Source organism: Bradyrhizobium sp. USDA 4504, assembly GCF_054063995.1.
This window is the reverse complement of the sequence record NZ_JBSSGV010000001.1, coordinates 93,341-118,559: the sequence shown is the minus strand read 5'-3', so window position 1 is coordinate 118,559 and position 25,219 is coordinate 93,341. Positions and strand designations below refer to the sequence as shown.

29 protein-coding genes and 4 pseudogenes are annotated in these 25,219 nt (G+C 58.5%); 14 read left to right on the top strand and 19 right to left on the bottom strand.

All coding sequences use genetic code 11. The features are described from left to right. Positions 1–53: 53 nt before the first annotated feature. The 3 genes from ACVMB1_RS00540 to ACVMB1_RS00530 form a co-directional block, all read right to left on the bottom strand. Positions 54–344: a hypothetical protein gene (locus ACVMB1_RS00540; protein ID WP_156436447.1), complete on the bottom strand. Its 291-nt coding sequence runs from the start codon at positions 342–344 to the stop codon at positions 54–56. Between the two features lie 405 nt (positions 345–749). Continuing rightward, on the bottom strand, positions 750–1,421 hold the full coding sequence (locus ACVMB1_RS00535; protein WP_456847879.1) for an HAD family hydrolase: 672 nt from the start codon (positions 1,419–1,421) through the stop codon (positions 750–752). 10 nt (positions 1,422–1,431) lie between these two features. After that, positions 1,432–3,021 carry a hypothetical protein gene (locus tag ACVMB1_RS00530; protein WP_456847877.1) on the bottom strand — a complete coding sequence of 530 codons (1,590 nt, stop codon included), beginning with the start codon at positions 3,019–3,021 and terminating at the stop codon, positions 1,432–1,434. Positions 3,022–3,183: 162 nt separating this feature from the next. Here ACVMB1_RS00530 and ACVMB1_RS00525 point away from each other — a divergent pair, with 162 nt between their 5' ends. Beyond that, entirely contained in the window at positions 3,184–3,522 is a 339-nt protein-coding gene (locus tag ACVMB1_RS00525; RefSeq protein ID WP_456847875.1) for a GSU2403 family nucleotidyltransferase fold protein, read from the top strand. A 235-nt stretch (positions 3,523–3,757) separates the two neighbouring features. On the opposite strand, the gene ACVMB1_RS00520 is transcribed toward ACVMB1_RS00525, so the two are convergent. From ACVMB1_RS00520 to ACVMB1_RS00500, 5 genes and pseudogenes are all read right to left on the bottom strand, one after another. Further along, the gene (locus tag ACVMB1_RS00520; protein WP_456847873.1) at positions 3,758–3,988 is read right to left on the bottom strand and encodes a hypothetical protein; all 231 of its coding nucleotides are present in this window, start codon (positions 3,986–3,988) and stop codon (positions 3,758–3,760) included. 297 nt (positions 3,989–4,285) lie between these two features. Then, entirely contained in the window at positions 4,286–4,444 is a 159-nt protein-coding gene (locus tag ACVMB1_RS00515; protein WP_456847871.1) for a hypothetical protein, read from the bottom strand. A gap of 1,815 nt (positions 4,445–6,259) precedes the next feature. Then, positions 6,260–6,960 (bottom strand): annotated as a pseudogene (locus tag ACVMB1_RS00510) (ATP-binding protein). Between the two features lie 11 nt (positions 6,961–6,971). Continuing rightward, complete coding sequence (gene istA, locus ACVMB1_RS00505) at positions 6,972–8,510, bottom strand: IS21 family transposase (protein ID WP_456849836.1); 1,539 nt, start codon at positions 8,508–8,510, stop codon at positions 6,972–6,974. A gap of 403 nt (positions 8,511–8,913) precedes the next feature. Next, entirely contained in the window at positions 8,914–9,168 is a 255-nt protein-coding gene (locus ACVMB1_RS00500) for a hypothetical protein (protein ID WP_456847869.1), read from the bottom strand. A 452-nt stretch (positions 9,169–9,620) separates the two neighbouring features. On the opposite strand from ACVMB1_RS00500, the gene ACVMB1_RS00495 reads away from it, so the two are divergent. The 9 genes and pseudogenes from ACVMB1_RS00495 (at position 9,621) to ACVMB1_RS00455 (ending at position 15,519) form a co-directional block, all read left to right on the top strand. Beyond that, positions 9,621–9,785: a hypothetical protein gene (locus ACVMB1_RS00495; protein WP_456847867.1), complete on the top strand. Its 165-nt coding sequence runs from the start codon at positions 9,621–9,623 to the stop codon at positions 9,783–9,785. 648 nt (positions 9,786–10,433) lie between these two features. Then, on the top strand, positions 10,434–10,664 hold the full coding sequence (locus ACVMB1_RS00490; protein WP_456847865.1) for an RNA-binding protein: 231 nt from the start codon (positions 10,434–10,436) through the stop codon (positions 10,662–10,664). 67 nt (positions 10,665–10,731) lie between these two features. Continuing rightward, positions 10,732–11,346: a hypothetical protein gene (locus tag ACVMB1_RS00485; RefSeq protein ID WP_456847863.1), complete on the top strand. Its 615-nt coding sequence runs from the start codon at positions 10,732–10,734 to the stop codon at positions 11,344–11,346. A gap of 10 nt (positions 11,347–11,356) precedes the next feature. Then, the gene (locus tag ACVMB1_RS00480; protein WP_456847861.1) at positions 11,357–12,430 is read left to right on the top strand and encodes a helix-turn-helix domain-containing protein; all 1,074 of its coding nucleotides are present in this window, start codon (positions 11,357–11,359) and stop codon (positions 12,428–12,430) included. A 48-nt stretch (positions 12,431–12,478) separates the two neighbouring features. After that, the gene (locus ACVMB1_RS00475; protein WP_456847859.1) at positions 12,479–13,363 is read left to right on the top strand and encodes an IS1 family transposase; all 885 of its coding nucleotides are present in this window, start codon (positions 12,479–12,481) and stop codon (positions 13,361–13,363) included. Between the two features lie 72 nt (positions 13,364–13,435). Next, positions 13,436–13,759: pseudogene (locus ACVMB1_RS00470) on the top strand (DUF4172 domain-containing protein); the annotation flags it as partial. Then, positions 13,732–14,238 (top strand): Fic family protein, encoded by a 507-nt coding sequence (locus ACVMB1_RS00465; RefSeq protein ID WP_456849834.1) that lies wholly within the window; start codon positions 13,732–13,734, stop codon positions 14,236–14,238. The pseudogene ACVMB1_RS00470 and the gene ACVMB1_RS00465, both read left to right, overlap by 28 nt. 21 nt (positions 14,239–14,259) lie before the next feature. Further along, entirely contained in the window at positions 14,260–14,472 is a 213-nt protein-coding gene (locus tag ACVMB1_RS00460) for a hypothetical protein (RefSeq protein WP_456847857.1), read from the top strand. A gap of 465 nt (positions 14,473–14,937) precedes the next feature. Beyond that, entirely contained in the window at positions 14,938–15,519 is a 582-nt protein-coding gene (locus ACVMB1_RS00455) for a cation transporter (RefSeq protein ID WP_456847855.1), read from the top strand. A gap of 328 nt (positions 15,520–15,847) precedes the next feature. Here ACVMB1_RS00455 and ACVMB1_RS00450 read toward each other — a convergent pair whose 3' ends face one another. Next, positions 15,848–16,465, bottom strand: a complete 618-nt coding sequence (locus tag ACVMB1_RS00450) for a cell envelope biogenesis protein TolA (protein ID WP_456849832.1) — start codon at positions 16,463–16,465, stop codon at positions 15,848–15,850. Between the two features lie 152 nt (positions 16,466–16,617). Between ACVMB1_RS00450 and ACVMB1_RS00445 the strand changes: the two are divergent. Further along, a pseudogene (locus ACVMB1_RS00445) lies at positions 16,618–17,220 on the top strand (ATP-dependent DNA ligase); the annotation flags it as partial. A gap of 121 nt (positions 17,221–17,341) precedes the next feature. Here the strand turns inward: ACVMB1_RS00445 and ACVMB1_RS00440 are convergent. The 5 genes and pseudogenes from ACVMB1_RS00440 to ku form a co-directional block, all read right to left on the bottom strand. After that, the gene (locus ACVMB1_RS00440; RefSeq protein WP_456849830.1) at positions 17,342–17,806 is read right to left on the bottom strand and encodes a metallophosphoesterase family protein; all 465 of its coding nucleotides are present in this window, start codon (positions 17,804–17,806) and stop codon (positions 17,342–17,344) included. Then, positions 17,803–18,299, bottom strand: a pseudogene (locus ACVMB1_RS00435) (NUDIX domain-containing protein). The gene ACVMB1_RS00440 and the pseudogene ACVMB1_RS00435 overlap by 4 nt, the downstream one beginning before the upstream one ends. 67 nt (positions 18,300–18,366) lie before the next feature. Next, the gene (locus tag ACVMB1_RS00430; RefSeq protein ID WP_456847853.1) at positions 18,367–19,029 is read right to left on the bottom strand and encodes an HAD family hydrolase; all 663 of its coding nucleotides are present in this window, start codon (positions 19,027–19,029) and stop codon (positions 18,367–18,369) included. Position 19,030: 1 nt separating this feature from the next. Continuing rightward, positions 19,031–19,366 carry a hypothetical protein gene (locus ACVMB1_RS00425; RefSeq protein WP_456847851.1) on the bottom strand — a complete coding sequence of 112 codons (336 nt, stop codon included), beginning with the start codon at positions 19,364–19,366 and terminating at the stop codon, positions 19,031–19,033. A gap of 5 nt (positions 19,367–19,371) precedes the next feature. Next, on the bottom strand, positions 19,372–20,301 hold the full coding sequence (ku, locus tag ACVMB1_RS00420; RefSeq protein ID WP_456847849.1) for a non-homologous end joining protein Ku: 930 nt from the start codon (positions 20,299–20,301) through the stop codon (positions 19,372–19,374). Positions 20,302–20,443: 142 nt separating this feature from the next. Between ku and ACVMB1_RS00415 the strand changes: the two genes are divergently transcribed. Beyond that, the gene (locus ACVMB1_RS00415; RefSeq protein WP_456813776.1) at positions 20,444–20,839 is read left to right on the top strand and encodes a hypothetical protein; all 396 of its coding nucleotides are present in this window, start codon (positions 20,444–20,446) and stop codon (positions 20,837–20,839) included. A gap of 55 nt (positions 20,840–20,894) precedes the next feature. On the opposite strand, the gene ACVMB1_RS00410 is transcribed toward ACVMB1_RS00415, so the two are convergent. From ACVMB1_RS00410 to ACVMB1_RS00400, 3 genes are all read right to left on the bottom strand, one after another. Continuing rightward, complete coding sequence (locus ACVMB1_RS00410) at positions 20,895–21,275, bottom strand: ImmA/IrrE family metallo-endopeptidase (protein ID WP_245311697.1); 381 nt, start codon at positions 21,273–21,275, stop codon at positions 20,895–20,897. 181 nt (positions 21,276–21,456) lie between these two features. Beyond that, on the bottom strand, positions 21,457–21,822 hold the full coding sequence (locus ACVMB1_RS00405; RefSeq protein WP_456847847.1) for a helix-turn-helix domain-containing protein: 366 nt from the start codon (positions 21,820–21,822) through the stop codon (positions 21,457–21,459). Continuing rightward, positions 21,819–22,124, bottom strand: coding sequence for a hypothetical protein (locus tag ACVMB1_RS00400; RefSeq protein ID WP_057019390.1), 306 nt, complete (start codon positions 22,122–22,124; stop codon positions 21,819–21,821). Before ACVMB1_RS00400 ends, ACVMB1_RS00405 begins: the two co-directional genes overlap by 4 nt. Positions 22,125–22,348: 224 nt before the next feature. Here ACVMB1_RS00400 and ACVMB1_RS00395 point away from each other — a divergent pair, with 224 nt between their 5' ends. Continuing rightward, the gene (locus ACVMB1_RS00395; protein WP_057019391.1) at positions 22,349–22,735 is read left to right on the top strand and encodes a hypothetical protein; all 387 of its coding nucleotides are present in this window, start codon (positions 22,349–22,351) and stop codon (positions 22,733–22,735) included. After that, entirely contained in the window at positions 22,704–23,324 is a 621-nt protein-coding gene (locus ACVMB1_RS00390) for a DUF6036 family nucleotidyltransferase (RefSeq protein WP_456813774.1), read from the top strand. Before ACVMB1_RS00395 ends, ACVMB1_RS00390 begins: the two co-directional genes overlap by 32 nt. Positions 23,325–23,423: 99 nt before the next feature. On the opposite strand, the gene ACVMB1_RS00385 is transcribed toward ACVMB1_RS00390, so the two are convergent. Next, complete coding sequence (locus tag ACVMB1_RS00385; RefSeq protein WP_245313790.1) at positions 23,424–23,594, bottom strand: hypothetical protein; 171 nt, start codon at positions 23,592–23,594, stop codon at positions 23,424–23,426. A 126-nt stretch (positions 23,595–23,720) separates the two neighbouring features. Next, positions 23,721–25,055, bottom strand: a complete 1,335-nt coding sequence (locus ACVMB1_RS00380) for an IS5 family transposase (RefSeq protein WP_456847845.1) — start codon at positions 25,053–25,055, stop codon at positions 23,721–23,723. Between the last annotated feature and the right edge of the window lie 164 nt (positions 25,056–25,219).

Here is a 25,219-nt window from a genome sequence, read left to right as displayed (position 1 = left end):
GGCGGCCGGACTTGGGGTCAAGGCCAGGCTGGGCCGCCGAATCAGTTCGGCTATCATAGCGTAGCCAGGGGCGGCTGCGAGATGCTGCTTTGATGCTGATGAGCGACGCTGAATAAGATTTTCGCGACGGACGACACCGGTCCGGGGCGCCATAGCCCATCCAAGCGCATCGGCGCGATCAAAAACTCCATCATGGGCTGCCCCATCCGGGCCCATGATAATTCGTCCTCCAAGAAGTTCGAGGACTCATTGCTGACGATGTCCGTCAGCAGGAAGAACGGGACAATTGCGGCATACTGGCCAACCATTTTCGTCGCGGCGTCCCAGAACCATGTGGGGTTCAACCAAGCGTCATTTGTTCCGGTTCAACGAGCAGCTGTTGGCTGTTGCCAAGCACAGAGATCGCGTCGGTGGCGCCGAGTAGAACACTTGGCCGGTTGGCCGACCGTGAAGCACGCAAGTTGCTCGCGGATCAGGCGTTCTCAGCAGCGTCCACGGCGGCCATTGAACACATCGATCTGCCTCAATTAATCTGCCGGCGGCAAGGGCAAGAGGACAGGCTTTTACGGGCCACGACAACTCGGCGATGGTATTATGTTCGGACGGTCCGTCGCAGAATGATCCTTGTAAGCTTCATTCTGGTGACGCAAGAGGCTGATACCAATACCCTCCCATGGGCCCCAGTTCGACAAGGCCTACTCCTTCCCACCGCCGGCTTAAATGCGACTTCGCACGTACCATCTATCAATTTAGAAAAAGCCATGCGCTTGAACGATTGGTAACAGCTCGTGATAGTTGTGAATGATGTGGTCCGGCTTCGCTGCTCGCAAGCGCGCTTCGGAAACAAATCCGCCGGTGATGGATATGCTTATCAGTCCGAGGCTTCGCGCAATGTTGGTTTCCACTGGCATATCCCCGATGATGAAAGTTGACTCAGGCTTTAGATCATTCTCCTCCATGTACCGCCGAAGCCGCTCCCCTTTGCTCATCGTTTTATACTGGGTGAGACGGCTTTCAAAAGCCAGGACGTCATTGAAGTAGCGATCGATTCCGAGCCTTCGCAATTGAGCAACAAGGGGCGCGACTATATGGTTGCTCACGATGATGGACGAAGCCGCTTCTTGGCGCGCCAATTCCAGCATTGTGCGCGCACCTACGCGTAACCCTGCTTTGTCGGCTAGCGGCTCGTAGGTGTCATGGAAGATTGCGCCGCCATCGCGATCTACGGCTGCGACTTCCGCTTCTGACATCCCGACATTTCGGAAAAGAATGGATAGTGGAACATCGCAGTGATCCCGAAAGGTGTCCAGATCGATCGTCGGGCGTCCGAAGCGCTCCAAGATAGTGTTGGTCGTTTGCAGTAGCACCTGGGCATCGTCAAGCAACGTGCCATTCCAATCAAAAACGAGAGCTGGCTTCATGATTCGGGCCTCAGGCAGCGCTATAGTGGTCGGCCATAAGATTATGCAGGTCTCTGTTTGCGCGCCTTTGCCCCGCAGGAGTTGGCATTTCGAATGTAAAGGGCGACAAATCCATTCCCTCGCTCTCCCGCGGCAGCAACGATGTGAGACGCGGGAAGGGCAAGTAGGTCACAGTTGCCGCGTTGATCGAGACCGCGATTCTTGCTTCGATGGTTTTGAGGACGTGCGGCTCGATATCTTTAAATAGTAGACTTTGCTTCCGCTGTTGAGCGGACAGCCTCTTCCATGTCCGCCAGAAGGCCAGTTCATCGATGGTCTCAATATTCACGCCGTAGTAATTCGGAGCCACGATAGGCGGTGAGCCGATTGCCCAATGGACAGCTTCGACGCCCGCAGCAAGAAGTATATTCGTTACAGTCCGACTGGTGTCGCCACGAATGAGGGCCTCATCGGCAATGAGTATGGTGCGTTTTTCGACGTCAGCCGAAGCCAGACGGTATTTGTGAGCGATACGACGCTTGCGCTCACTACTTGGGCCGATCAGAGTTCGCTCAGTGATTTGAGTCTCGATGACTTCACGCCGTTCGGCGCTAATCCCACGTGCTACGAGAGATGCGAATAAGCCGTCAGCGTAGGGCCCTCCAGTATCAGGCATGGACGAGATGATGATTGGAGCGGCGCCCGGCTCTGCGGGAAGCTGACGCGCAACAAGGTCCCCCAGCGAGACGCCAATGCTGTAACGAGTTTCGAGGTGAGATCGCCCCTGGATCGACGTATCCGGACTTCCGAGGTAAAGCGCTTCGTAGGCGCAAAGCTTGGCGGCGCGTCGAGAATCGCCGACAGAACGATCTAGGCATTCTCCGTTTTTTCCGTTCACATATTTAATGTAGCCCGGCACGATTTGGTCAGACTTGCCCTGAAGTCCGGCAAAGGCGCAATTTTCCGACGCAAAGAGCAAGCACCCATCGTCCGTCTGCATGAACTCCAAAGGACGCAGACCATACCTATTGCGGAACGCAACCAGATTTCCTTCGGCGTCCAGCAAAAGCGCACTAATAGCACCATCAATGCGCTCATCAATCTCACGAAACACGTTCTCATAGTTGACGCGCAGGCCTTGGCGCCAATAATCCCTTTCACAAATGTGTTCAACTAGCTTGAGCAAGAGTTCGGCGTCCGTCCGATCCTCGAAGGTGTGACCTTGGGCAATCACTTCTGCTCTAATCTCTCGAGCATTTACTAACGCTCCGTCCAACGAAATTGTCAGTTGGCGGGAAGTGGTCCTGCGATAGGAAGTGGGTTGATCGTCACTCTCACCCTGTGTGCAAACACGATCGCGAACATGAGCGATTGCAACATGGGGAATGAACTCCACATCCTGCTCGTCCTTGTCGATTGCACGCAGTTCGTGTGATGGCCGAGACGCGGTTTTATATCGAACGCCTTTGTTGTGCATGAAGGCGGCGATGCCGACGCCTGCCTGTCCACGAAGCGAGAGCTTCGGAAGCATGTGCTTGAGCCGATCATAAACCGTCTGATGGGAGCTGCTCCAAGGCAAGAGAAAAGCGGCAGCGATACCTGACATGCTGGCAACCTTCATGTAGCGCCCGTGTCCCGAGCCCGTCACAAGGCGGATGCACTCCGCCGATCACCTGCTCTTACGCAAGCTTCGTACCATCGCCCAGCGCTCGGCAATTTGACCCGCCGATCAAACCCGCACGTATCGAGATTTGCGCTCCCGCATCCCCTGTGTGCCGGACAAATGAGCTGGCGTTTTCGCGACAATCCGTCTGAAGCGCGACGAGCTGGTATGGGAAATAACAAAGCCAACATTTCAACATTGCTGGCAGCCGCGGCTCTGATCTTTCAGCTTTCCCCGCCTCAACGTGGGATCGGCGATGTCATCGCGGCGCTTGCCAAGACCGGCGTTTTTCGCCTTCGCGGATTGCTCATTGGCGCGATCGCCCACCAAACCTATGCCGCCATGCTTGGTGTTCGCCGCTCCGCCGGCTCGCGACAGACCGGCGACGTCGATATCGCCCAGTTCAAGATGTTTCGATGGCTGTCGACGACTCAACGCCGCCCCTTCTGGACGTGCTGAAGGAGGCCGATAAATCCCTCGTGCCGTTCCTCACGGATCTGACGGCCGGTGCATGACCAGCTACGCCTCCAAAGGCGGCTTGCACGTCGAGGGGGAAAGGAGACCGGCCGCCTCCAAAAGCTGCCCGCCCTCACGGCGGTCGGCCGCTGCGTCCTTGATTTCTTGATCGGCGACCCCGAGCCCGCGGTCATCCTGCATGCCGCCCGCATCTCCGTGCATGTCCCGCCCCGGCGCGCTATGCCGCCCACAATCTCATCATCTTGCAGGCGCTTGCAGGTTTGCAGAGCCGGACAATGACCTGCTGCAATCTGAAACCTTGCTTGCGGCCCTGGCCGAAAAGCGCCGCCATGAACTGAAACCGGCCCGGAAGGAAGCTCATGCTCGCGGACCCAAATGGCGCTAGTTGATGCTCGAAGGGCTTTGCTTTGCTCGCGGCCTCCGTGTCGGACGCGGTGCTCAAGACCATGGCGCGCCTCGCTCGCTATGACTTCAGCCGCGACGTCGTGACGTTCCAGCGAAAGGACTCCGGCGGCTTAGTCAACCGCGCAGTACCGCGAGGCGCTGGACGACCGTTTCAGTCCAATGGTGTCGAATAAGACGGGCGGGTGGAGCGCTCCTCAAGAACAGGCCCAGCATCGAGGACATTGGTCGCACCAATACCTCATCGCGCCGGTCGAGGAGCCCAGCACCGTTATGGTCAAGACTGGCGACGTCGAGGGTTTTCGGTGCGAGGAGCGCCCCAACGAAAGCGAGGTCTTCGTCCTCATGCCGCGCTTGATGCCGATCGACCAGACATGCCCTCGCCGCCGACCTGGCTGGTGACCAATTGCCCCGCGCGCTCCAGCACTGGCCGCCAGGGCGCCAACACGAACTCGCGGGATCTCTCAATCAGGACGAACCCGCCACTGTTCAGCGTCAGCATACGCCAGCACAGCTATCTGCACGTTGTCATCAGGTCTCGCTTTTCATCAGGCATTGAACATCCTGTTGCTCTATCTCAGCGCGTCGTCGAGGGTGCGAGGACAATTTAAGCTAAACTGTCCGAAAGCCGAGCAATTGCTGGTGCTCTGCGTATTCGCCCGCTGTCCTAGGCCCCATCGGATGTTCTACCCCTATCCGATCTTTGACCTAGATCAAGCAATCCGAAGCGGAGAACGAACCGGGGACAGCGGAACGTGATTAAGTATCCTAGTTGAATGCATGACTTTGGAAGCACGAAATAACTTTGGAAAGCACTAATCATAAGGGTCGTCTCTGACACCGGGGAAGGACGATGCCCCATCGTAAGTACCGCGCGCTGGAGCGCGAGTGCCATCTACAGGCCGCTATCGCGGGGCACAAGGAGACTAGAGACGAACTCCAAAAAATGGAGCGCGAGTACAAGGTTCTCGCTGATTGGTTAGAGGCGCGACGGCGAGCCGACCAGCAACCGCCCACCGAAGAGTAAGGTAGGCTCAGTTGCGGCTCTGTCGTCGCCGGGTGCCAGTGTTACGACATGGTTTCCTAGCGCTGAGCGCCACATGATCGGCCACAAGCGCGACCAGTACACGTTTATCGGCATGGCCGTCTGCAAGGCGATCATCAGCTAATGCACGGCAAGCACGACAATGGAGAATACGGACTTTTCGTTCAGGACCCTCGCGAGCGCGTGATCGGCGCGCCCGAGATCAGGACGGATGGCTTCCATCCGTAAAAGGTAGCGATCCGCGACGCATTCGCCGGGGCCTGACAATTTCCCCGCCATACGACATGTCCACAGGCCAGCCCAAAGAAACGGCCCCAGCGACGGACCGAGGCCAAGGTTAACTCTGTCATCGCGTCAAGCGCCGGGATCATGCAGCGCTCGTGGGACCCACTCCACGAGTGGTCCGCATCTGCATGGTACCGGGCGTAGGTTTTGTGGCAACCCAGAAACAGGCTGGGAACCATTAACTCTCCGGTCCGGGCGGCTCGCGCCAAAAAAAGAAACGGCCCCAGCACCCTTGGAGGTGATGCTGAGGCCGTTCCTCATTCCGCGCTTGCCGAGCCGCCGGTGAAATAATTAGGCGCCCCTCTGGGCCTTAGTAAATTGACCTTGATGAAACGGCCTACCCAGTCTCGAGATCATCGAATCAAAGCCGGAGCAGGTCAATTAACTGCGTGAATCAAACGTAAATGAATTGCCTATTTTTTCCGGATGCTTAACGGGTGTCCTAATTCCCCTCCGCTGGGTGTCCTAGCTAGGACAGCACCAAAATAACTGACGTTTTCCCGTCGCAGAAATTCCTTCGAGCCGGGAATATGGATTTAGCGGCAAGAAGGGGAATGACCGCGATCGCCCCGCCAAAACGGCGCGTACTCCCGTAGCTGCCAAAGCGCTTTGCGCGTATCCCGTGGGAAGACGGTTTCTTGGCCTCGACGAGCAGCGTGAGGCTTTGATCGATTTCGGCGTCTATTGGCGCTCGCTTGTTGGAGAAAGTCTGTTGAAAGCAGGAGTACGGATTCCGATGATCTCGCCCGGGTGTACCGATTTGATCTCGCCCAGGATTCCGAGATGATCTCGCCCACCATTTCGATTTGATGTCGCCCGGGGCGCGAGGCGTTCTGGCTGTTTGGTTTCTGGCATCGGTGAAGCCGCGGGGTCAGCCTTGAATCGCGGCTTGAGGCCCTTCTTCGTCTGCTGTTGGTCTGCTGTGGGCATGTGGGCAACGCTCTTTGCGTTGTCCAAGCGCAGCGGCATGTCCACAGCGCCACTGGCTCAGGCCTTTCGATCGGGTTTGCGGGTTCGCCGCAGGCTCTCGCCGTTGAGATCGATCCGGTGAGCGTTGTGGACCAGGCGGTCGAGGACGGCATCGGCGTAGGTGGGATCGCCGATCAGCGCGTGCCATTGATCGACGGGGAGCTGGCTGGTGACAGTGGTGGAGCGGCGGCCGTAGCGGTCCTCGAGGATCTCGAGGAGGTCGTGGCGGGCTGCGGCGTCGAGCGGCTCGAGGCCCCAGTCGTCGAGGATGAGCAGATCGATGCGGCCGAGCGCCCGCAGGAGCCGCGGGTGGCGGCCGTCGCCGCGCGCCAAAGCGAGATCGGTGAACAGCCGCGGGACACGCTGATAGAGCACGGAGCGATTGTCGCGGCAGGCCTTGTTGCCGAGCGCCGAGGCGAGCCAGCTCTTGCCCAGATCAGCAGGTTGGCGTGGTCGTCGATCCATTGGCCTTCGACCAGCATCGTCAGGAGGCTGCGGTCGAGGCCGCGCGGGGTGCGATAGTCGATGTCCTCGACGCAAGCCTGCTGGCGCAGCTTGGCGTATTGCAGCAGCGAGGCTTCGCGTTCGAGCAGCAGCGCGAGCCATTCGGCATGGCCGAGGCTTGCGGCATCGCCGCCGGCTTCGATGTCGGCAAAGGCCTTGGCCATGCCATGAAGGCCGAGCGCGTGGAGTTGATCGAGGGTCGGATGCGTGAGCAAGGCGTGATCTCCTAGTTGTAGTAGCGCGGCCCGCGGATGTTGGGATGAAGGACCGGCGCGTTGTCCGCGGGGCGCTTGGGTGAAGGACGCCGATCGAGATTGTTGGCAAGGATCGATTTGACCGAGCCGTAGGTGCGCGCGCCGATGTCGATCGCCCGCATGGCGGCAGCATCGAGCCGCTCTTGCCCGTAGGATTGGCCGAGCCGGATGATGCCGAGGCAAGCGCGGAAGCCCTGCTCGGGGTGCGCCCGCTCATCGAGGATCAGGTCGCACAGCGCGGCGGTGGCCGGCCCGATCGTGGCGGCCTCCTTGCGAATGCGCTCGATGGTCCAGCCGGCGTAGCGCCGATGACTGGACGCCATGTATTCCGGCACGGTGGTGTGCTTGTGGTTGCCGCTCATGCGCTGATGCGCGGCGATCCGCTCGCCCTTGTGGAAAATCTCGACGGTGCGGGCGGTGAAGCGCACCTCGACCTCGGCGCGGACGAAGCGATGCGGGACGCTGTAGTAATGAGCCTCGACCTCGACGTGATAGTCGATGCTGACCCGGCAGATCCGCCACTCGGCGAACACGTAGGGGCTCTCCGGCAAGTCCTTGAGCGCCGGCCGGTCGATCTCCTCCAATAGCTTGCGGCGGGTCACGCCGAGCCGCCGGATCGGCCGCTCCTCGTTGAGCCGGGTCATTAGCTCGGTGATCGCCGCGTTGACCTCGGCGAGGCTGTGGAAGGTGCGGTGGCGCAGCCGCCCGAGCAGCCAGCGCTCGACCATGAGGACCGCCTGTTCGACCTTCGCCTTGTCCCGTGGCCGTCGCGGCCTGGCCGGCAGAATGGCGGTGCCGTAATGCGCCGCCATGTCGGCGTAGCTGCGGTTGATCTGCGGGTCGTAGAGGCAGGCCTTGATCACTGCGACCTTGGTATTGTCCGGCACCAGCAGCGCCGGCACGCCGCCGATCGCCTCGAAGGCGCCGACGTGGCCGCTGATCCAGTCGGCGAGCCCCTGCGTCCAGGTCGCCTGCGCGTAGGTGAAGCTCGATGCGCCGAGCACCGCGACGAAGATCTGCGCGGCGCGTCGCTCGCCGGTGAACCGGTCGATTACCACCGGCACGCCGTCGCCGGCATAGTCGACGAACAGCTTGTCGCCGGCCGTATGCGACTGGCGCATCGTCACCGACAGGCGGCCTTCCCAGGCGCGGTAGAGCTCGCAGAACCGCGAATAACGATACCCGCCGGGTTCGCCTGCGATGTACTCGTCCCACAGGATCGACAGCGTCACATGCTTGCGCCGGAGTTCGCGGTGTACCGCCGCCCAGTCCGGCTCGGCCTGCCGGCGATGGCCCCGCCGGGTGCCGGGACCGGCTCCCGCACTGGCGAACAGCCGGGCTTCCAGCGCAGCGTCGGTGATGTCGTCGGGCAATGGCCAGGTCAGCCCCGCCGCCTCGAACCGGTGGATCGTCAACCGCACCGTCGAAGGGGCTGTCCCCACCCGCCGCGCAATCTCGCGGGTCGGCATCCCGGCCGACTTCAATCTGATCACATCGCGCACATGGCGCATCGCAAACCTCTCCGTCGGCATCCAGGTCCCCCTTCGCAAAGCCGAAAGGCGGGACCGTATCGGAGCCAGAAGAGGCCTCGTCGCCCCGGGTTCGCCCTTGCGATACCCCGGGCGACATCATCCCGGAATGGTGGGCGAGATCATCTCGGAATGGCGGGCGACATCATATCGGAACGGTGGGCGAGATCATTCCGGAATCGTGGGCGACATCGAGCGGAATCAGCACAGGAGTGGTGGGCAGCCGCGCAGCGGCCACCCGATCGCCGGTTTCCACTCGCCATTACATATTCTCCGCATCTCATGCGTAGAATACCCTTGCTTTGCGGCGAATAGACCCCATTTCTCCGCAAAAGATACGGCGAACCTATATCCACGAACTTCAGGTAGTGTCTCAGTTTGAAATTTAGGTTCGAAGCCCGCGATGGGCCATCGCCGCTAATACTTTTTTATTGATGTCCATGCGCTTGACCATCTGCTTCTCGGTCAATGATCGCTTGCGCTTGGTATCCTGCAAAAACTCGTACTCCCATTGATTGATCAGACCGTTTTGGAAGCAAAGAACCACCGCATCTTCGTTTAGGCTCTTAGTTATGTCTTTTCTAATCCGCTTTAGTGCGGCGAAGATTAGGTCGGATCGAATCCCAAGAAAGCGCTTCACTCATACGTTTCCCACCTCGGCGACAGCCTGAGTGATTGTGTTTTTGATGACGCATATTTCAATGATGGGGAAATGTTGGCAGAGGCACGTTTCGGGCTGATCCGCCTCATACACGCCAGTGAGCACCCATTCGCGACGAGCCGTGGCCCAGTCAGTTGCTCTACTCAGCCTTAAGATCGCGGCCTTTAAATTCTCAAGATTAAATCCGTCTCCCATCGCCGCCCCCATTTTTGAAGCTTACCGCTAAGCATTAGCGCGGCGCTCTGATGATGGGAAGCGCATTCGATTCCCGCTATCTCAGCAAAGCTGCCGAACGGAGAGCCCGTCAAAACGGAATTAAATAATTCAGCGTTTTCAATGGATTAATACATTTGATCGATGATAGAGATCTGCCAGGTTGGCAAGTGTAATACAGTGTAATACAAATTGGGCTTGGGCAGCGGAGGCGGTTTATGAGCGAGCAGGAATTGGAAGAGTTTCGCCAGCGCGTTCTGGCTTCGCGCCTCAGCCGCACCTCGTCGCGCGAAATTGCCCGCAAACTCCTTATCGAAGAAGGAGTTATCACGCCTGAGGGCGAGTTTACAGAACGATACGGCGGCAAGAAGTCGGCGGCGTAATTTAGTTTGCACCGCCTTTCGGCATCGTTCGTCCTTGGTTATCATGGCTGTGATCGCGCTGTCGGCGAGCGATTGCTGGCGGGTGAGAAATTCACCCCCAGCAACAATCCGTATGATTGGTTGGGAACGGGAATCTACTTTTGGGAGGCGAATCCTCTCAGAGGGCTAAAATTTGCGGAATACTTGCGGGATAAGCCCCGAGGCAAAAGTAGCGTTCAGGAGCCCTTCGTCGTTGGGGCGATCATTGATTTTGGCCGTTGTCTTGATCTGCTTTCGACAACTGGCGTCGATGCCGTTGCGACAGCATACGAAGACTTTCGGGCGGTCTCAGAAGCGGGCGGAGTTTCGTTGCCCGAAAACCGCTTAGGCGATGATCTTCTGCTCAGATTTCTCGATTGTGCTGTCGTAAATCATCTTCATGCATTGAGGGACCAGTTTAGCCAAGAGCCCTTTGATACAGTTAGAGGAGCTTTCCGAGAGGGAAAGCCACTGTATGAAAATGCAGGCTTTCACGCGGAAACACATGTGCAGATTTGCGTCCGGAACGACGACTACATCAAAGGAGTGTTCAGAGTCCGGGCCGACCACCTGAACCTAGCGCCCAACCCAGGAATGGGCTATGCTTAGCGGCAAGCAAATCAGGTGAGCATGCCAAAAGGCCCCAAAGGCGAGAAGCGCCCCGGTGACGTGATCGGCGCCGCCGTCATGATCGGCAAGATCGCCACCGGCGAGATAGAGGACATCACCACGGAGGACGGCAAGAACGCCGCCGCCGTGGCGCTGGGGCGCTTGGGCGGCAAAAAGCGCGCTGAAGGTCTTTCCCCCAAAAAACGATCGGAAATTGCAAAAAAGGCGGCCAAGAGCCGCTGGAAGCGCTAACTCAGTTGACGTGTCGATTTTTCTTACCTACAAGTAGGTGAATAAAATCGACACGGAGCGTCTGAATATGGAATTCGCCGAGACGAAGTATTTCCGCGAATCTTGGGAAAGCGATCAGCGTTTGAACCAACTCCAGGTGACGCGCCGAGGTTTGCTGGAGGTGCGCGACATTGCCATGCAGGAGCGGTCGAACGCTACAAACTTCCACCCAACCAATTCCCCCGGCACCTTTGGATACCACCATGGCACTTGGGCGCTTCGTGATCGGTTTGTTGGCGATCATTGGGATGTCGATAGGAGCGATGGTATTGAAGCAATCTGGAATGACGAGCTGAAAATCAAAATCGCTTTCTGTAATGTCGATTTGGCCTGCAATGACGAACATGTTCCAAAACCCCGGTCGGAAAAGGGAGCTGGAGCGGAACGTGCCAGCGGCACGCCGTTGTTTGGCAAGCTTCCGCAGTTCGCGCCTCGGCAGGCCGAAACCTCACGCCTATACTATTTGATGGTTGATCAAGATGGGGCTGCCGAATTGACCCGGCCGATTGTCAGCGGCGGAACTTTCACGTCTGCCGTTGAGCGAATCTATCTTTCGCGCGGCATGGATGAAGATTCCAGCGCGGTCGGCGTGGATGATAACGGACCGGTCGACAATTTCGACCCTCAGGTGGTTCGCAAGTAGCGCAGTTCTCATGGGTGAAGAATTTAACCCGCGCAGGCTCACCCTTGCGCGAAAGCGCCGACGACTCACGGCCAAAAGTCTTGCTGAGCAAGCAAGACTTGCGGTTGATACGATCTCGCGTCTGGAAAACGGCAGCAATGAGCCGGATGAAGCAACAATCGATAAATTGCTTCTTGTGTTAAAATTTCCGAGGTCGTTTTTTTTCGATCACGACCCGCAGGAAATCGATACGGGCGCCGTCAGCTTTCGAAGCTTTTCGAAGATGAGCGCCAAGGAGCGTGATGCCGCAATTTCTGCAGGCTCTCTTGGCTTGCAATTGAGCGCGTGGGTCGAGGAACGCTTTGCATTACCGCAGCCGAAACTCCTTGATCTCAGCTACGAAACCGACCCGGAAATGGCTGCTCATTCGATCCGGCAGGCTTGGAGTATCGGCGAGCGCCCAGTCGGCAATCTGATGGGGCTGCTTGAGACTAAAGGATTGCGGATATTTTCGCTTTCGGAAAACACAGCAACGGTGAATGCGTTTTCGTTTTGGAGAGACGAGAAGCCATTTATCTTTTTGAACAACTTCAAGACGGCTGAAAGCAGCATTTTTGATGCGGCTCACGAACTTGGCCACCTCGTCATGCACAAGCATGGTGATCCAAAAGAGACGCGCTCTGCGGAGCGCGAAGCGAACAGATTTGCGTCCACGTTTCTCATGCCGGCCAAGGATGTTCGGGCTACGGTTCCAAGGCGGATCACCATCGATACCGTTTTAGAAGTGAAGAAACGATGGCGCGTGTCTGCCATGGCGATGGCCCATCGCCTCAATTCGCTGAAGCTGCTTTCAGACTGGCAGTACAAGTCCGTTTGCATCGAATTGGCGAAGAGGGGCTATCGCTCTGGGGAGCCGGGCGGGATCGAACGGGAAACCTCTGTTATCTGGCGAAAGGTCTTGACCCAGCTTTGGTCGGAGAAAACCACAAAAAACGATATTGCTGCCGACCTCCATTTGCCTCTCGATGAATTGGAAGGGCTCATCTGGAACCTGGCAGGTGTGCAAAGTGCTCCGGCAGTAGCAGTAATTCGGGCCGTAACTTGATCTGAACTTAATACTTGACGCTAAGCAGAAAGTTCAGTTAAGCGGCTCATGAACAAGCTGCCGCTCCAAACCCGTGTCCAAATCCTCACGATGCTTTGTGAGGGCAACAGCATGCGGTCGATCAGCCGGGTTACCGGCGTGTCGATTAATACGGTCGCAAAGATGCTGGTAGACGCAGGCGAGGCTTGCGCTCTCTTCCATGACGCGACCGTGCGCAACGTGTCTTCTAAGGCCGTCCAGTGCGACGAAATCTGGTCGTTCAGCTACGCCAAGGCCAAGAACGTCAAGTTCGCCAAGTCTGCCCCGGCTGATGCTGGCAACGTTTGGACGTGGACCGCGATTGATGCCGATTCCAAGCTGATCGTCTCTTGGCATGTTGGCGACCGTGGCGCGCACACTGGAACGGCCTTCATGCATGACTTGAAGGCGCGGCTCGCCAACCGTGTCCAGCTCACTACGGACGGCCACAAGGCCTATTTGAAAGCTGTCTTGGATGCGGGTTTTGATGCCGACTATGCGATGCTGAACAAGATTTTCGCCACGGACTACGCCGGTCCGGGCCGCTACAGCCCACCCAAGTGCATCGGCGCTATCAAGAACCCGATCATGGGCAACCCGGACCCGAACCTCGTCAACACCTCATTTGCTGAGCGCCAGAACCTCACCATGCGCATGTCCATGCGCAGATTCACCCGCCTGACCAACGACTTCTCGAAGAAGTTCGAGAACCATTGCCACGCGCTGGCGCTGTACTTCTTCTTCTACAATTTCTGCCGGGTTCATAGGACGCTTGGCGCTACCCCGGCCATGGCGTGGGGCTTGGTCGATCACGTCATGAAAATGGAAGATGCGGTGACCCTGATCGACAAGCGGTCGGCACCGGGTCTGCGCGGTCCCTACAAGAAGCGGGAACCGGACCAGATTTCAAACTGAGACACTACCGAACTTCAGGATTGGCCCCATTTCACTTGGGATGCGGCGAAGCTCCCCCAAAGGCTCGCGGCTGTTCGCAATCGGCAGGGGCGCCTTACCGGTCGCATGGAAGAACTGGGCTTCAAACTAAAAACCGAAGCCAACCTCGAAGCGCTTACCGAGGAAGTGACGAAGTCGAGCGAGATCGAGGGCGAAGTTCTCAGCCGCGACCAGGTTCGTTCGTCACTCGCACGCCGCTTGGGTGTCGATATCGGCGCTCTTACGCCAGCTGAGCGCAATGTCGAAGGCATCGTCGAAATGATGGTCGACGTAACGGGCAAGTACAATGCCCCCTTACCGCCGAACGCCTATCTGGCTGGCACGCTGCCCTGTTTCCTACAGGTCGCAACGGCATGACCAAAATCACGGTGGGAGCCTGGCGCACCGAAGAATCCGGACCTATGCAGGTCGTCTCGGGCGCGATCGGACGCGAGCGCGTACATTACGAAGCACCCAAAGCGACACTGCTACCCGATGAGATGAAATCCTTCATCGGCTGGTTCAACGGCACGCAGGACATCGATCCGGTGCTGAAGGCGGCTATTGCCCATCTATGGTTTGTGACCATCCATCCGTTTGAGGATGGCAACCGCCGCATCGCGCGCGCGATTGCCGATCTGGCGCTGGCACGTTCCGAAAACAGCCCACAACGATTCTACAGCATGTCGGCTCAAATTGGGCAGGAGCGCAATGCCTACTACGATATCTTGGAAGCGACGCAGAAAGGCGACCTTGAGATCACTGAGTGGCTCACTTGGTTTCTCGATTGTCTTGATCGCTCCTTTGACCGTGCCGATACAATTCTGGCACCCGTGCTCAAGAAAGCGCGCTTCTGAAAGAAGCACGCGGGTCAGAAATTGAACGAGCGCCAGAAAGCAATGATCGAACGTCTGTTCGAGGGCTTTGAAGGCAAGCTTAACTCATCGAAGTGGGCCAAACTTACCAAGGTCTCGCAAGACACCGCTCTGCGCGACATCGAAGATCTGGTTGCGAAGGGGATACTCGCGAAGGACGCGGCCGGCGGTCGTAGCACGAGCTATTCGTTGGTTGAGGCCGTAGTAGATTACTAAGGCAGCACTGGGTTGACGTGAGCTTCAATTTGAGCAGCTCGGCTCGAAGGCCTTCCAAGACCTCGCCTGCTCTCTCACCGCCGAAATGTTTGGCCTGTCCAGACGTTTTTGGGATCGAACGACCGCGGCCGTGATGGCGTTTTCCTGGGAGCGCTAAAACGGCAATACCGCACAACCGCGAAATCGACCATCCAGTGTAAGTTCACTGGCGTGCCTGGGGCGAACCTCACCCTTGCAGCGCTTCAAGAAGAACTGCCGAAGCCCGCTGTTCGCTAAGCAGGGCGCAGCCGGGCTCGTTAGTCCGCCCGGCAACTCAAGCAAAGGTCACGGCACTTCGCTAACTTCCGCTCAATCTCTTGCCTTGTCGTCGTGCATGTTTGTTAGCTGCAAAGGGCTCGGCTCTTTTTATCAGGGCTTCCTATTTTTTCTAGGGACGGTACACCGGGGCATCTGGACGATGAAAGCATGATGAGAACGGCACTAAGTAAGACCGTGCGGTTCGTCGCGATTCTGAACCTCGCCTATTTCGGAATCGAATTTGCCGTAGCCGTCTGGATCGGATCGGTTTCTCTATTCGCCGATAGCATCGACTTTCTAGAAGATGCATCGGTGAATTTCTTGATCCTGGTCGGTCTCGGCTGGACGATTCGCAATCGGGCGCGGCTCGGAATGGCGCTGGCCGGAGTTCTTCTGATACCAGCGTTGGCGACACTTTGGACGGCTTGGGAGAAATTCAGCACTCCTATCCCGCCAGAGCCCACTCCGCTGGCGCTAACAGCGGTTGGCGCCATGCTGGTTAACCTGTTTTGCGCTCTCATGCTCGCGCGTTATCGCCATCAGGGCGGAAGTCTCACCCGCGCTGCATTCTTGTCGGCTCGCAACGACGTTATGGCCAATATCGCCATTGTCGCAGCCGGGCTCGTGACCGCATTTGCGTGGAACTCAGCATGGCCAGACATCATCGTTGGCCTTGCAATCGCGGCGATCAATGCTGACGCCGCGCGCGAGGTTTTTGCCGCTGCGAGGCACGAACATGCCCAAAGCTGAATTTCAAACTGAGGCATTACCCACGGTCCTGACCAAGCGGCCTCAACATTTACCGATGGTTGCACCGCAACCGCAAGCCAGCCCACTTTGTCGTCCCCGTCTATCCGGCCAGACTATAAGCGCGGGTGAGCCGGCACTTGCCGAGCTGGACTAAGCGGGGATCAAGAATGAAATGACTTCATTCTTCTGACCGGCGTCAGCTTTTCCTACAATTGGGGCGCGCCGCTCGCATCCGAGGTGCCGAAAGCGAAATAAGAGTATGAGCGCACCGCCATAAGCCGTTGCGAGTTCATGGCGCTGATCGCTCGTGCCGCCGACCAAAGAACCGCTAACTAGCCCGCGCACGCCGCATCGCAGCTTCCAATCGCGCCTTCTCTTTATCCCAGCGATTTTCTTCGGCCCGCGATCTCTTCTCAATAGCCACGACCTCCGCCTGGATGGCCGCGGCTCGTTTCGCGTGTTCCTGTTCGGCCTTGTCCAACGCAGCCTGCGCCTTGTCGACCGCCTGCTGACGGCGTTTTCTCTCCTTCTGTCGGGCGGCCTCCTCTCTCGCTCGTTCCACCTCGCGACGCCTCTGTTCTCGGTCGTAGTCGAGAGCGACCTTTCGCTCCGCAGCCTTGTCGACAGGGCGAGAGGAAAGCTTCTTCGCCTTAGAGCCTATCGGCTTGCGGGCAGTTTTCGTTGGCGTGCCACCGCCGAGATCGGTGGGCAGCTCGGCATGCTCCTTGAAAGATCCGTCGGATCCGACCGGACGCCTGAGCACGACGCCAGGCTTTGCGATGGTCGCGGCGATGACGTCCGGATCATCGCTTTCCTTCGCCGCGCCCTGATGAAAGAGATTGCTGTCTGCGCCCCACGCTTCCAGCGCCGCTTTCATGGAAGGAGCGGCGATCGCCAGATCGAAGAAGCCCAGCGAGGTCAGGTAGGTTTTCAGTTTTCTGGCCATCGGTCTGATCAGACCTTCACGTTCGATAGTTAGCGTCGCGCTCTCTGGGATTTGCCGCGGCGTCTGACGGAACATGCCATGGCTTTAAGCGTTCCCTCATTCTTGAAGGACGTCCATGCATACGCAACACGCTCTGAAAAATTGGCCCTTGAATGAGCCGGACGTCGACCCTGCCCAAGCGCTTACAGCCGATGCTGGCGACGCTCACCGACGCGCCGTTCGACGATCCCGGCTGGATTTTCGAGGATAAGTACGATGGCTTCCGGATGATAGCAGAAATCCGGCGGGGCAAGGTTTCGCTCTACAGCCGCAACGGCAAGATCATCAGCCGCAGCTATATCGAGGTCGCCAAAGCGCTGGAGGGCGTGAGGGGCGACGCCGTGATCGACGGCGAGCTCGTGGCGATCGGAAAGGACGGCGTCTCGCATTTCCAGCTACTTCAAAACGCGCTGCGCCATGAAGCGTAGCTCCTGTATTGTGCCTTCGATCTCATGTTTCAGGACACAGTCGACTTGCGCAAACGGCCTCTGCTCGAGCGGAAAGAACGGCTGAAAGCGATCCTGCCGAGCAACCAGCTGATCGCCTTCAGCCGTCACCGCAAAGCGAACGGCACGAAATTCTTCGCCGAGGCCGAGCGGAAGGGTCTGGAAGGCGTCATGGCGAAGCGCGCCGACAGCGCCTATGCGTCCGGAAGCCGGACGGCGGATTGGCTGAAGATCAAGACAGCAAAGCGGCAGGAAGTGGTGATCGCGGGCGGGCCAAGGACGTCGTGCGCGAGCGAGAACGTCGGCGCAAGTAGAACTTCCGTTCGGCGAAAGCCGGCAAAAAGGATTGACCCACTCGCCTCCTCCGGTGTGAATTCCTCCGCGGTGGCACTCAGTCGCTTCCGAGGCCATGGATTTCCGGTCGCATGCCGTCAGTCGTGAGTTCGAGCGTCGCAAGCGTGATCGGCAGCTTGAAACGCCGGGGTCCCGCGCTGCCGGGATTCAGATAGAGAACGCCACCGACCCTATCGATCTTCGGCACGTGGGAATGCCCGGAGACGATGACGTCGATGCCGGCGCCGGGTTCGGCTTTGAGCGTCTTCAAGTCGTGCAGAACGTAGATCGATTTTCCCGCCAAGCGCACAAGGGTCGTGTCGGGGTAGTCGCGAGCCCACTCGCCACTGTCCACGTTTCCACGAATGGCCGTGACGGGCGCGATCCGGCGAAGCGCATCGACGATCTCGGGGCGCCCGATGTCACCGGCATGGATGATGTGATCGACGCCCGTCACCCCTCGTTCCGCCTCGAGCCTCAACAGGCCGTGCGTGTCCGAAATGATTCCAATCCTGAACATTATTTCCCGGCGCCCTCAACCGCGATCGCCAAAAGGCGATCGAGAAACTTTACCTGAGCGGACAGCATCCTGGTCCGCGCGAACTCGATATCAAACCATTCCGCGCGGTCGACCTCGGGAAAGCTCTGCCGTCGACCGCTTCGAGGCGGCCATTCGATATCCAAGTTATTGCTGGTCAGGCCGCCGGGTCAAAATGGCCCTTGCCGGCGAATGCGATAACGCGCTTCCCTCCTCGCTGTCGGACTTCCCCCAGCGTCCGGAGTGGACCAATCGAAGCGCTGGGGCCGAGTTCTTCGGCAAATTCGCGTCGAGCGACGTTCTCCGGAGCATCATTGGCATCGATTTCACCTTTTGGAATGGACCAGGCGCCATCATCCTTCTTACGCCAGAACGGACCGCCGGGATGAACGAGCAGTACCTCGAGCCCGCGGGCGCCCTTGCGGTATGCGAGAATCCCTGCGCTCGAGGTCGATCTCCTGGAAGTTTTTTCAGCCATATCGCTCCTACTTTGCAGAGCAATCGAGAGCTGAGCAGGCGAGGAGCACTGAAGGCGCGACGACTGACTAATTGCACAGCAAAGATCGTTCGAAACAGGCCAGTAGCGCAGCGAGCCCCGGATACACCTCGGCGCACCCGGCTTTCCTCAATTCGTGTTCTGTGAAGCCTCCGCAGAGCACGCCAATCGAGCGAACTCCCGCCTTACCAGCCGCTTCCGCATCGTACGGCGTATCACCGATCGCAACGGTGCCGGCGCCATCAATCTTGAGCTTCCTGAGAACGACATTGAAGATGTCCGGCTCCGGTTTCGATTCATCTACATCGTCGGAAGAAGTTGTGAGGTCCACGAGATCGACGACGCGAGCGACGTCGAGATAATCATTGACTTCATCCTTCTTGGCCGAGGAAGCAACCGCGATCCGGACTCCAGCATCGCGAACGCGCCGCAGCAAGTTTGGGACCGCCGAGAAGGGACGCACAAGCGGCAGATATTCCGACTTGAAACGCTTGCCACGCCACTCCTCCAGTTCCTTGCCGTGGTCCCGTTGTTCGTCGACGGACAGAAAGACGGGAATGAGCTTGTCGCCGCCTTTACCGATCTGTCCTCTAACGTTCTCAAAGCTGACATCGTGGCCAAACTTGAGCAAAGCTTCCTGCCATGCCAGCGCGTGGAGATCCACCGAGTCAAGAAGCGTGCCGTCCAGATCGAAGATAGCGGCTTTTGGCAACTCACGGTCCTCCACGTTCGGAGTGATTTAGTTTCGCATACCTGCTGGCACCAAGCGTGTTCTTCGCCACGCGACGGTTGAGATCCAGCGAGCCCACGTCCCACCATACCGGACCGCGCTCGCCGCGCGCCTGCTTAACCTCGTCCAGAGTCCTGCGCGCCGTTACTTCGGCCTCGTGGTCGACCGCCTTGATGGCGTCGCGCACCGCCCGCCGCGGCGCCACTAGACGGCCGACGAGATGGTCTCGCGTGATCCCGTCGAGACCGGGATTTGTCATCCGCCAGAGCCTGCGGCGGACGAGGAAGTAGTGGCCGTCCGGCGTCACCGGATGCTTCACGACACCTAAGCCGACTTCCGTTGCGACTTGCCCGCCGGCTTCTTCGCCGCGGTCTCCTTCGCCGGCTTCTTGCCTGCGATCGGCATCAGCATTTCCTTCTGCCCGGCCGCCTTGCGCGGCTTTTTTCCTGAGTTCTTGGGTGCCTCCGTCGCGGCCGCGCCCTCTCTGCCGATGCTCTTGCGCAGCGCGTCCATCAGGTCCACGACGTTCTCACCTCGAGGACGCACTTTCGCGGTGATGGGTTTGCCGGCGCGCTTCTGGTTGATCAGATCAATGAGCGCGGTTTCGTACTGGTCTTCGAACTTGTCCGGCTCGAAATGGCCCGCCTTCTGATTGACGATGTGCTTGGCGAGATCAAGCATGTCCTTGGTGACTTTGACATCCTGAATGTCATCGAAATATTCATCCGCGGGACGCACTTCGTAGGGATAACGCAACAGCGCTCCCATCAGGCCCTTGTCCAGCGGCTCGAGCGCAATGATGTGCTCGCGATTGGTCAGCACAACACGACCGATTGCGACCTTGTTCATTTCGCGGATGATTTCCCGAGTGACGGCGAAGGCATCGTGTCCGACTTTACCGTCAGGACGCAGGTAGTAGGGGCGAATAAGATATCGCGGATCGATCTCGCTGCGGTCGACGAACTCGTCGATCTCGATGGTTCGCGTCGATTCCAGCGCGACGTTCTCAAGCTCCTCCCTGGTCACCTCGATGAAGGTATCGGTATCAACCTTGTAGCCCTTGACGATGTCCTCGTTGTCGACCTCCTCGCCGGTGTCGGCGTCGACCTTGGCGTACTTGATCCGATGGCCGGTCTTTCGGTTCAGCTGGTTGAACGAGACCTTTTCGGATTCCGAGGTGGCCGGATAGAGCGCGACCGGACAGGTAACGAGGGAAAGACGCAGGAAGCCTTTCCAGTTTGCGCGGGGGGCCATGCCGGGAACTCCGATACTGATATCGGATTCAAGACGAACTACCCGGCTTGGTTCCGACATCGCGCCCCGTCCCACGGAAGGATTTTCTCAGCGGCTGCCCGGTCGGACTCGACATTTGTTCTTGTTACGCTCTAATTCGGGCATGACCGACCGACCCGCGAGCTGGCGCATGCCGACCGCGAAGCAGATGGAAAAATTGGCCGCTGAAGCCGACCGTCGACGAGCGCCCTCCGCTGCGGGTCCTGATGCCCCCCTCCCGGCGGAATATTGGGAATCGGTCCTCAAAGACCCTCGCGCCGGCGCGACCGTGACCCAGGCCCGACCGCGACGCCTTTCCGATATTAAGGGCCACGTGCTGCGCGTCTCCTGTCGCCGCTGCGAGCGGACCCTGGAAATCCAGACCGCCGTTGCCGTCCGCTTGTATGGCGATAATGCGCTCTGGAAGGACGTCGCGCAGCGGCTGCTCGATAACACCTGCCAGCAGCGCACGGGCAGGCATGAAGAAGACGGGTGCTGGTCAGGGTTCGAGATGCCGTAGTCGCTCAGGATTTGCCGATCCGGCCTGTTTGCCAAGGATATCTGTGCGCAAGTCTTTAGGCGTGACTCGCTGCAGAGAGGCCGCGCGACAGCAAGTTCACCCCTGCCGAGAGCTGAGTGAGAAGTGTCGCGTAGCCGACCGAACCCGCAGGCGATAGTGAATATCTGCGCTGGCGTCGCCGTTTCCGGCGTCCAGCGTCGCACAGCAAAGGCGCGACGCGAGCCGATGACATGAGGGCGAACCCTGCAAATGTATCCGCCAAGAACTCTTTTGGATCGTCCCAGGGTTGCGCTTTCGCATCCTCGCGCAGTTCATCGATCGACGAGACATGACCGAATACGTGATGGCCGAGCTCCTGCGCACAATTGTAAGCGCGCCAGGGCAGTGGCCGTCGCGCTGAGAGGTGGATGCGCGGAGGAAGGCCGCGCTGATACATCCCTTCCATATTGATGTTGTTGAAGGGCACCACTACGCCCAGCGTCTCGCACAATCCGTAGATGCAGATCAGCCGGCCTGATCGAGCTTGGCCTTGGCCCGTGTGGCCGCGGCGGCTTGCATGCCCTCAGTCGCCAAGGCACGACGGTTGAAGCTGAACTTGGTGGTGCGCGTCACGCTCATCAGCGATCGCCTCCGCTTGGGTTCGGATCGCTGCGCATTGCGGCCAACAGTTTGAGCAGGCGTTCCAGATCATCAGGCTTGAGTTTGGAGAGTTCGCGCGCGGCAAGCTCGACCCGCGGGTCCTGGGCATTGAGCTTTTCTGGCGCCTCGCCAAGCAGAAAAGCGACGCTGACGTCATAGATCTCGGCAAGCCGAGCGAGTTCGTCAGCTGAAACGCGGCGGTTGCCGGCTTCCATTTCGGTGACGGAAGGACGATGCAGGCCCAGTATTTTTGCGACATGACCTTGTGATAGGCCCGCGAGCTTACGTGCCTGCTTGAGGCGCTCAGCAATTTGGCGGCGCTTGATTGAATCAACCTCGGTCATGCTGCTGCGGCTTTTTGCTCGCTTTGCTTCTTGAGAAGGTCGCAGATAAAGCCCGCCGTCTCGTCGATTGTTCGGGCCAGTTTGGTCGTCTCGTCGACGAAAATATTCACGTCTTTGGGAATCTCGGCCTTTATCTCGGTCGCAAGGATTCTGGTCGCGACCGGCCAGACATTACTGTCGAATTTGGGGATGTTCTCGACCGGCTTTATTGCCCCGCTAAGGGGCGGGCATTCCAGGCCGCTATCAGTCTGGATCTGACTGAGGACCTTGATCAGTGTTTCTTTAACGATAACGGGGTCCATGCTTGCCTCCTTCGGACCTCCGACATCTGGTAAGATAATCTTACGTAACGAACCCTCAAGGGGCCGGCATAAAAAGAGAAGGCCTAAAGGATCTGAAGGCTGGTCCTTGAGCGGTGTTGTAACCTAGAGTGGAACTGACAGGAACGCAAAGGGAACAAGGATCGGCGCGGCTAGTTGGATTTTTACAAGCTGATGCTTATGCTCCCCTAGAGGCAACGGAAACGATGACCATTCGGGTCAACCAGGAGCACGTAAACGACACCGCGAAGCTGATAATTCATCGGCTTATTGCGCGGGCGATCGGTCGCGACCCTTCGTTGATCGACAGTGCGAAGATTTCGCTCGATCGTAGCGCTTCGGAGCGTTACGCGGGCTATTCATTCGTCAGCGAATGGGATGATTTGCTTCGCCTTCCGCCGTCGAAGGTACGCCGCCGGTTAACGAGCCGCGACGAGGAAATGACTCGTTTGCGTCTGTCGTCCCCGTTCGTGATTGCCGATGGGATTGACTTTAGCGACGTTGCGCTAAGGCGTCGTATCTGGCAGGCAGCGAAGCGTCTCGCCGTGAAATCGGCTGCGCATGAACCCGCGGGTGCGCGGATTGTCGCGTGACGCAGCAATCATTGTTCGAACCTTTGAAGACCTTATCGAGACGGTCAGGGCGATAGCCCGGCTGTTTGAAACCGACAAGGTCTTCATTATTGGCAGTCAAAGCATTCTCCTCTCGTGGCCGGACGCTCCGGTCATCTTGAGAACATCTGGCGAAATCGACGCCTATCCTGAGAATGCTAGGTTGTGGGAGATCACTCAAAAAGAACTAGATCCGGATTTCCCTCCGGAAGCTTCCGAACAGATCAACGCGCTCTTTGGCGAAGGCTCTGATTTTCACCGGAATCACGGCTTCTATATCGATGGGGTGGACGAAAATACGGCCCGTCTTCCGTCTGACTGGAACACGAGGGCGATCTATAGGGAGGTAGAGGTCGACGATCGAACGGTTTTGGCGGTTGCGCCCTGCCCTGAGGACGTGATCGTGTCCAAACTCGCGCGGTTGTCGGATAAGGACACGGAGTTCGTCGAAGCCTACCACGCCGCTCGGCCCCTCAATTCCGAACTGATTATTGAGAGAATCAAGGCAACCAGTCTAGAGCCCGAATTGCAACAGCGGGCGGTTGGCTTCATGACCCATCTTACAAAGTAGCCGCATGCAACGCTACCGGCCTCGAACGGATAGTAGTTCTACGCCAAGTGGACCGCTCGGGTGATGCTTCCCTTCAACGCCGATCGAGACGACGAATAATTACTTCTGGCCGTTTGCCGCGTCGGCAAGATGGTCGATGCTCTGAAGCACGCCGAGCAGGGCATAGGCATTGAACGGCGTGCCAGCTCCGGTCTCGTAATGGCTCACGAAGTTGCCCAAAATCGACGGAGCATGATGGTTCGGCAGATCATTGATCTGCTGTGATGACATCACGCATCGGTTAGCCGCTTGGTACAGTTTCAGGGCATCGGTGATCGCCTCGATATAGATCCAGAGCGTCCGTCTGGCTCCGCGCGTGGCATAGTCGTTCGTGAAGAACTGGCGCCGGCGCCCGGCTTAAGCGGTGTTTCGAGCCGGGACGGTCTCGAAGAAGGCTCGGATGATGACACGCAAGAGCTCTGCGAACCATCGCAGCAGCAGGCCGAAGTTATAGCCGGCAGCGGCGAGAACAGCGTTGATGCGGTCGCCGAGGCGTTCCTTGAGATAATTTCTGTCCATGCGGTGCTCGGCCTTGACGTGGCCGATGACGGGCTCGACAGCCGCGCGACGCTTCATCTCGCGACGGATGGAAGCTGTGACGCGGCGGACCTGACCCGAGATCCAGACCCTGAACCGATGCGGGTGGTTGTGACCGCGATATCCTTTGTCGACGTGGATACCGCGAGCCTCCACCCCGGTGAGCTTCTCCATGTCGGCGATTACGGGACCGAGCGTGTGCCCATCGAAGGGATTGCCATGCAGCGCCTTGGCATGGAGCACGAACTGGCCGCCCTTCGGAGACGTCACAGGGGTGGCGATGCTGACCTTCCAGCCGAACTCGTAGGGCGCGCGGACTTTACCCTTGCCGATGCACTCAACCTCCGGAGCATGTAACGCATAGACCTTCGGACCGCGCTGATGCTGATCCTGGCTGCGCACCTGCTGCGCTAAACCGAGCAACGGGCCGAAGCGAGCTTCCAGCACCGTATCGCCATCAATCTTGCGGCGGATGTCGCGGATGATCCGGCCAAGCCGTGTCCGCAGGAACTTGAGCTGCCGCCGAGCGCGTTTGAACTGGTGGGCGTGGGTATAGCGGCCGGTCATGATGGCGGCGCGCTTGGCCAGGCGCAGATAGCTCTGGCGTAGCGGCACACAGTTGCGCTTGGCGAGCCCGACCAGCTTGATGATTGCTCGATGCAGGAGCCGCGCGTCGGTCGGATGCGCAACCGCCTTGGGCTGCACCGTGGTATCGACCACCACGCGCTCCAGGTCCTTCGGGCCGAGGGCGCCTGTCTTGTGCGCCACCGACAGACTTTCCTGGATTAGCGCAACGAGCTGCTCCTCGCCGAGCCGCTGCCGCCAGCGCGTCATCGACGATCGATCGAACGGCAGACGCTGGCGGAAGCTCAGCTCGCCGCAGAAGTATTGGTAATAGGGGTTCTCGATCCAGCGAGCGCACAGCACCTCATCTGACAGGTTGTGCATGTGCCTCAAAATGAACAGGCCGGCGACTAGCCGCCTCGGCAAGCCCGGCTGTCCCGACCCTGCTTGGCACACCGAACTGAAGCGCTCATTCAGGATGTTCCAGTCGATCAGCGCTGCCAACCGCACCAGCGGATGACCCATGTCGATGATCTGATCAAGCGCCGGAAGCAACAGGTCTTTCTGGCGATCATCCCGCGGCTTGCTCATCGCATTCCCCAATGTCGACGACGCTGTCAGGGAATCACGAATCACCCAAAAGCAAAACCTAAAACGCAAGAAAGCGAGGTCCAATACCCCGCTTTCCTGCAAAATCGAATACTACATCAAGACCAATTCTGCTTATTTCTCAAGTCAATCCGCATTCTTCACGG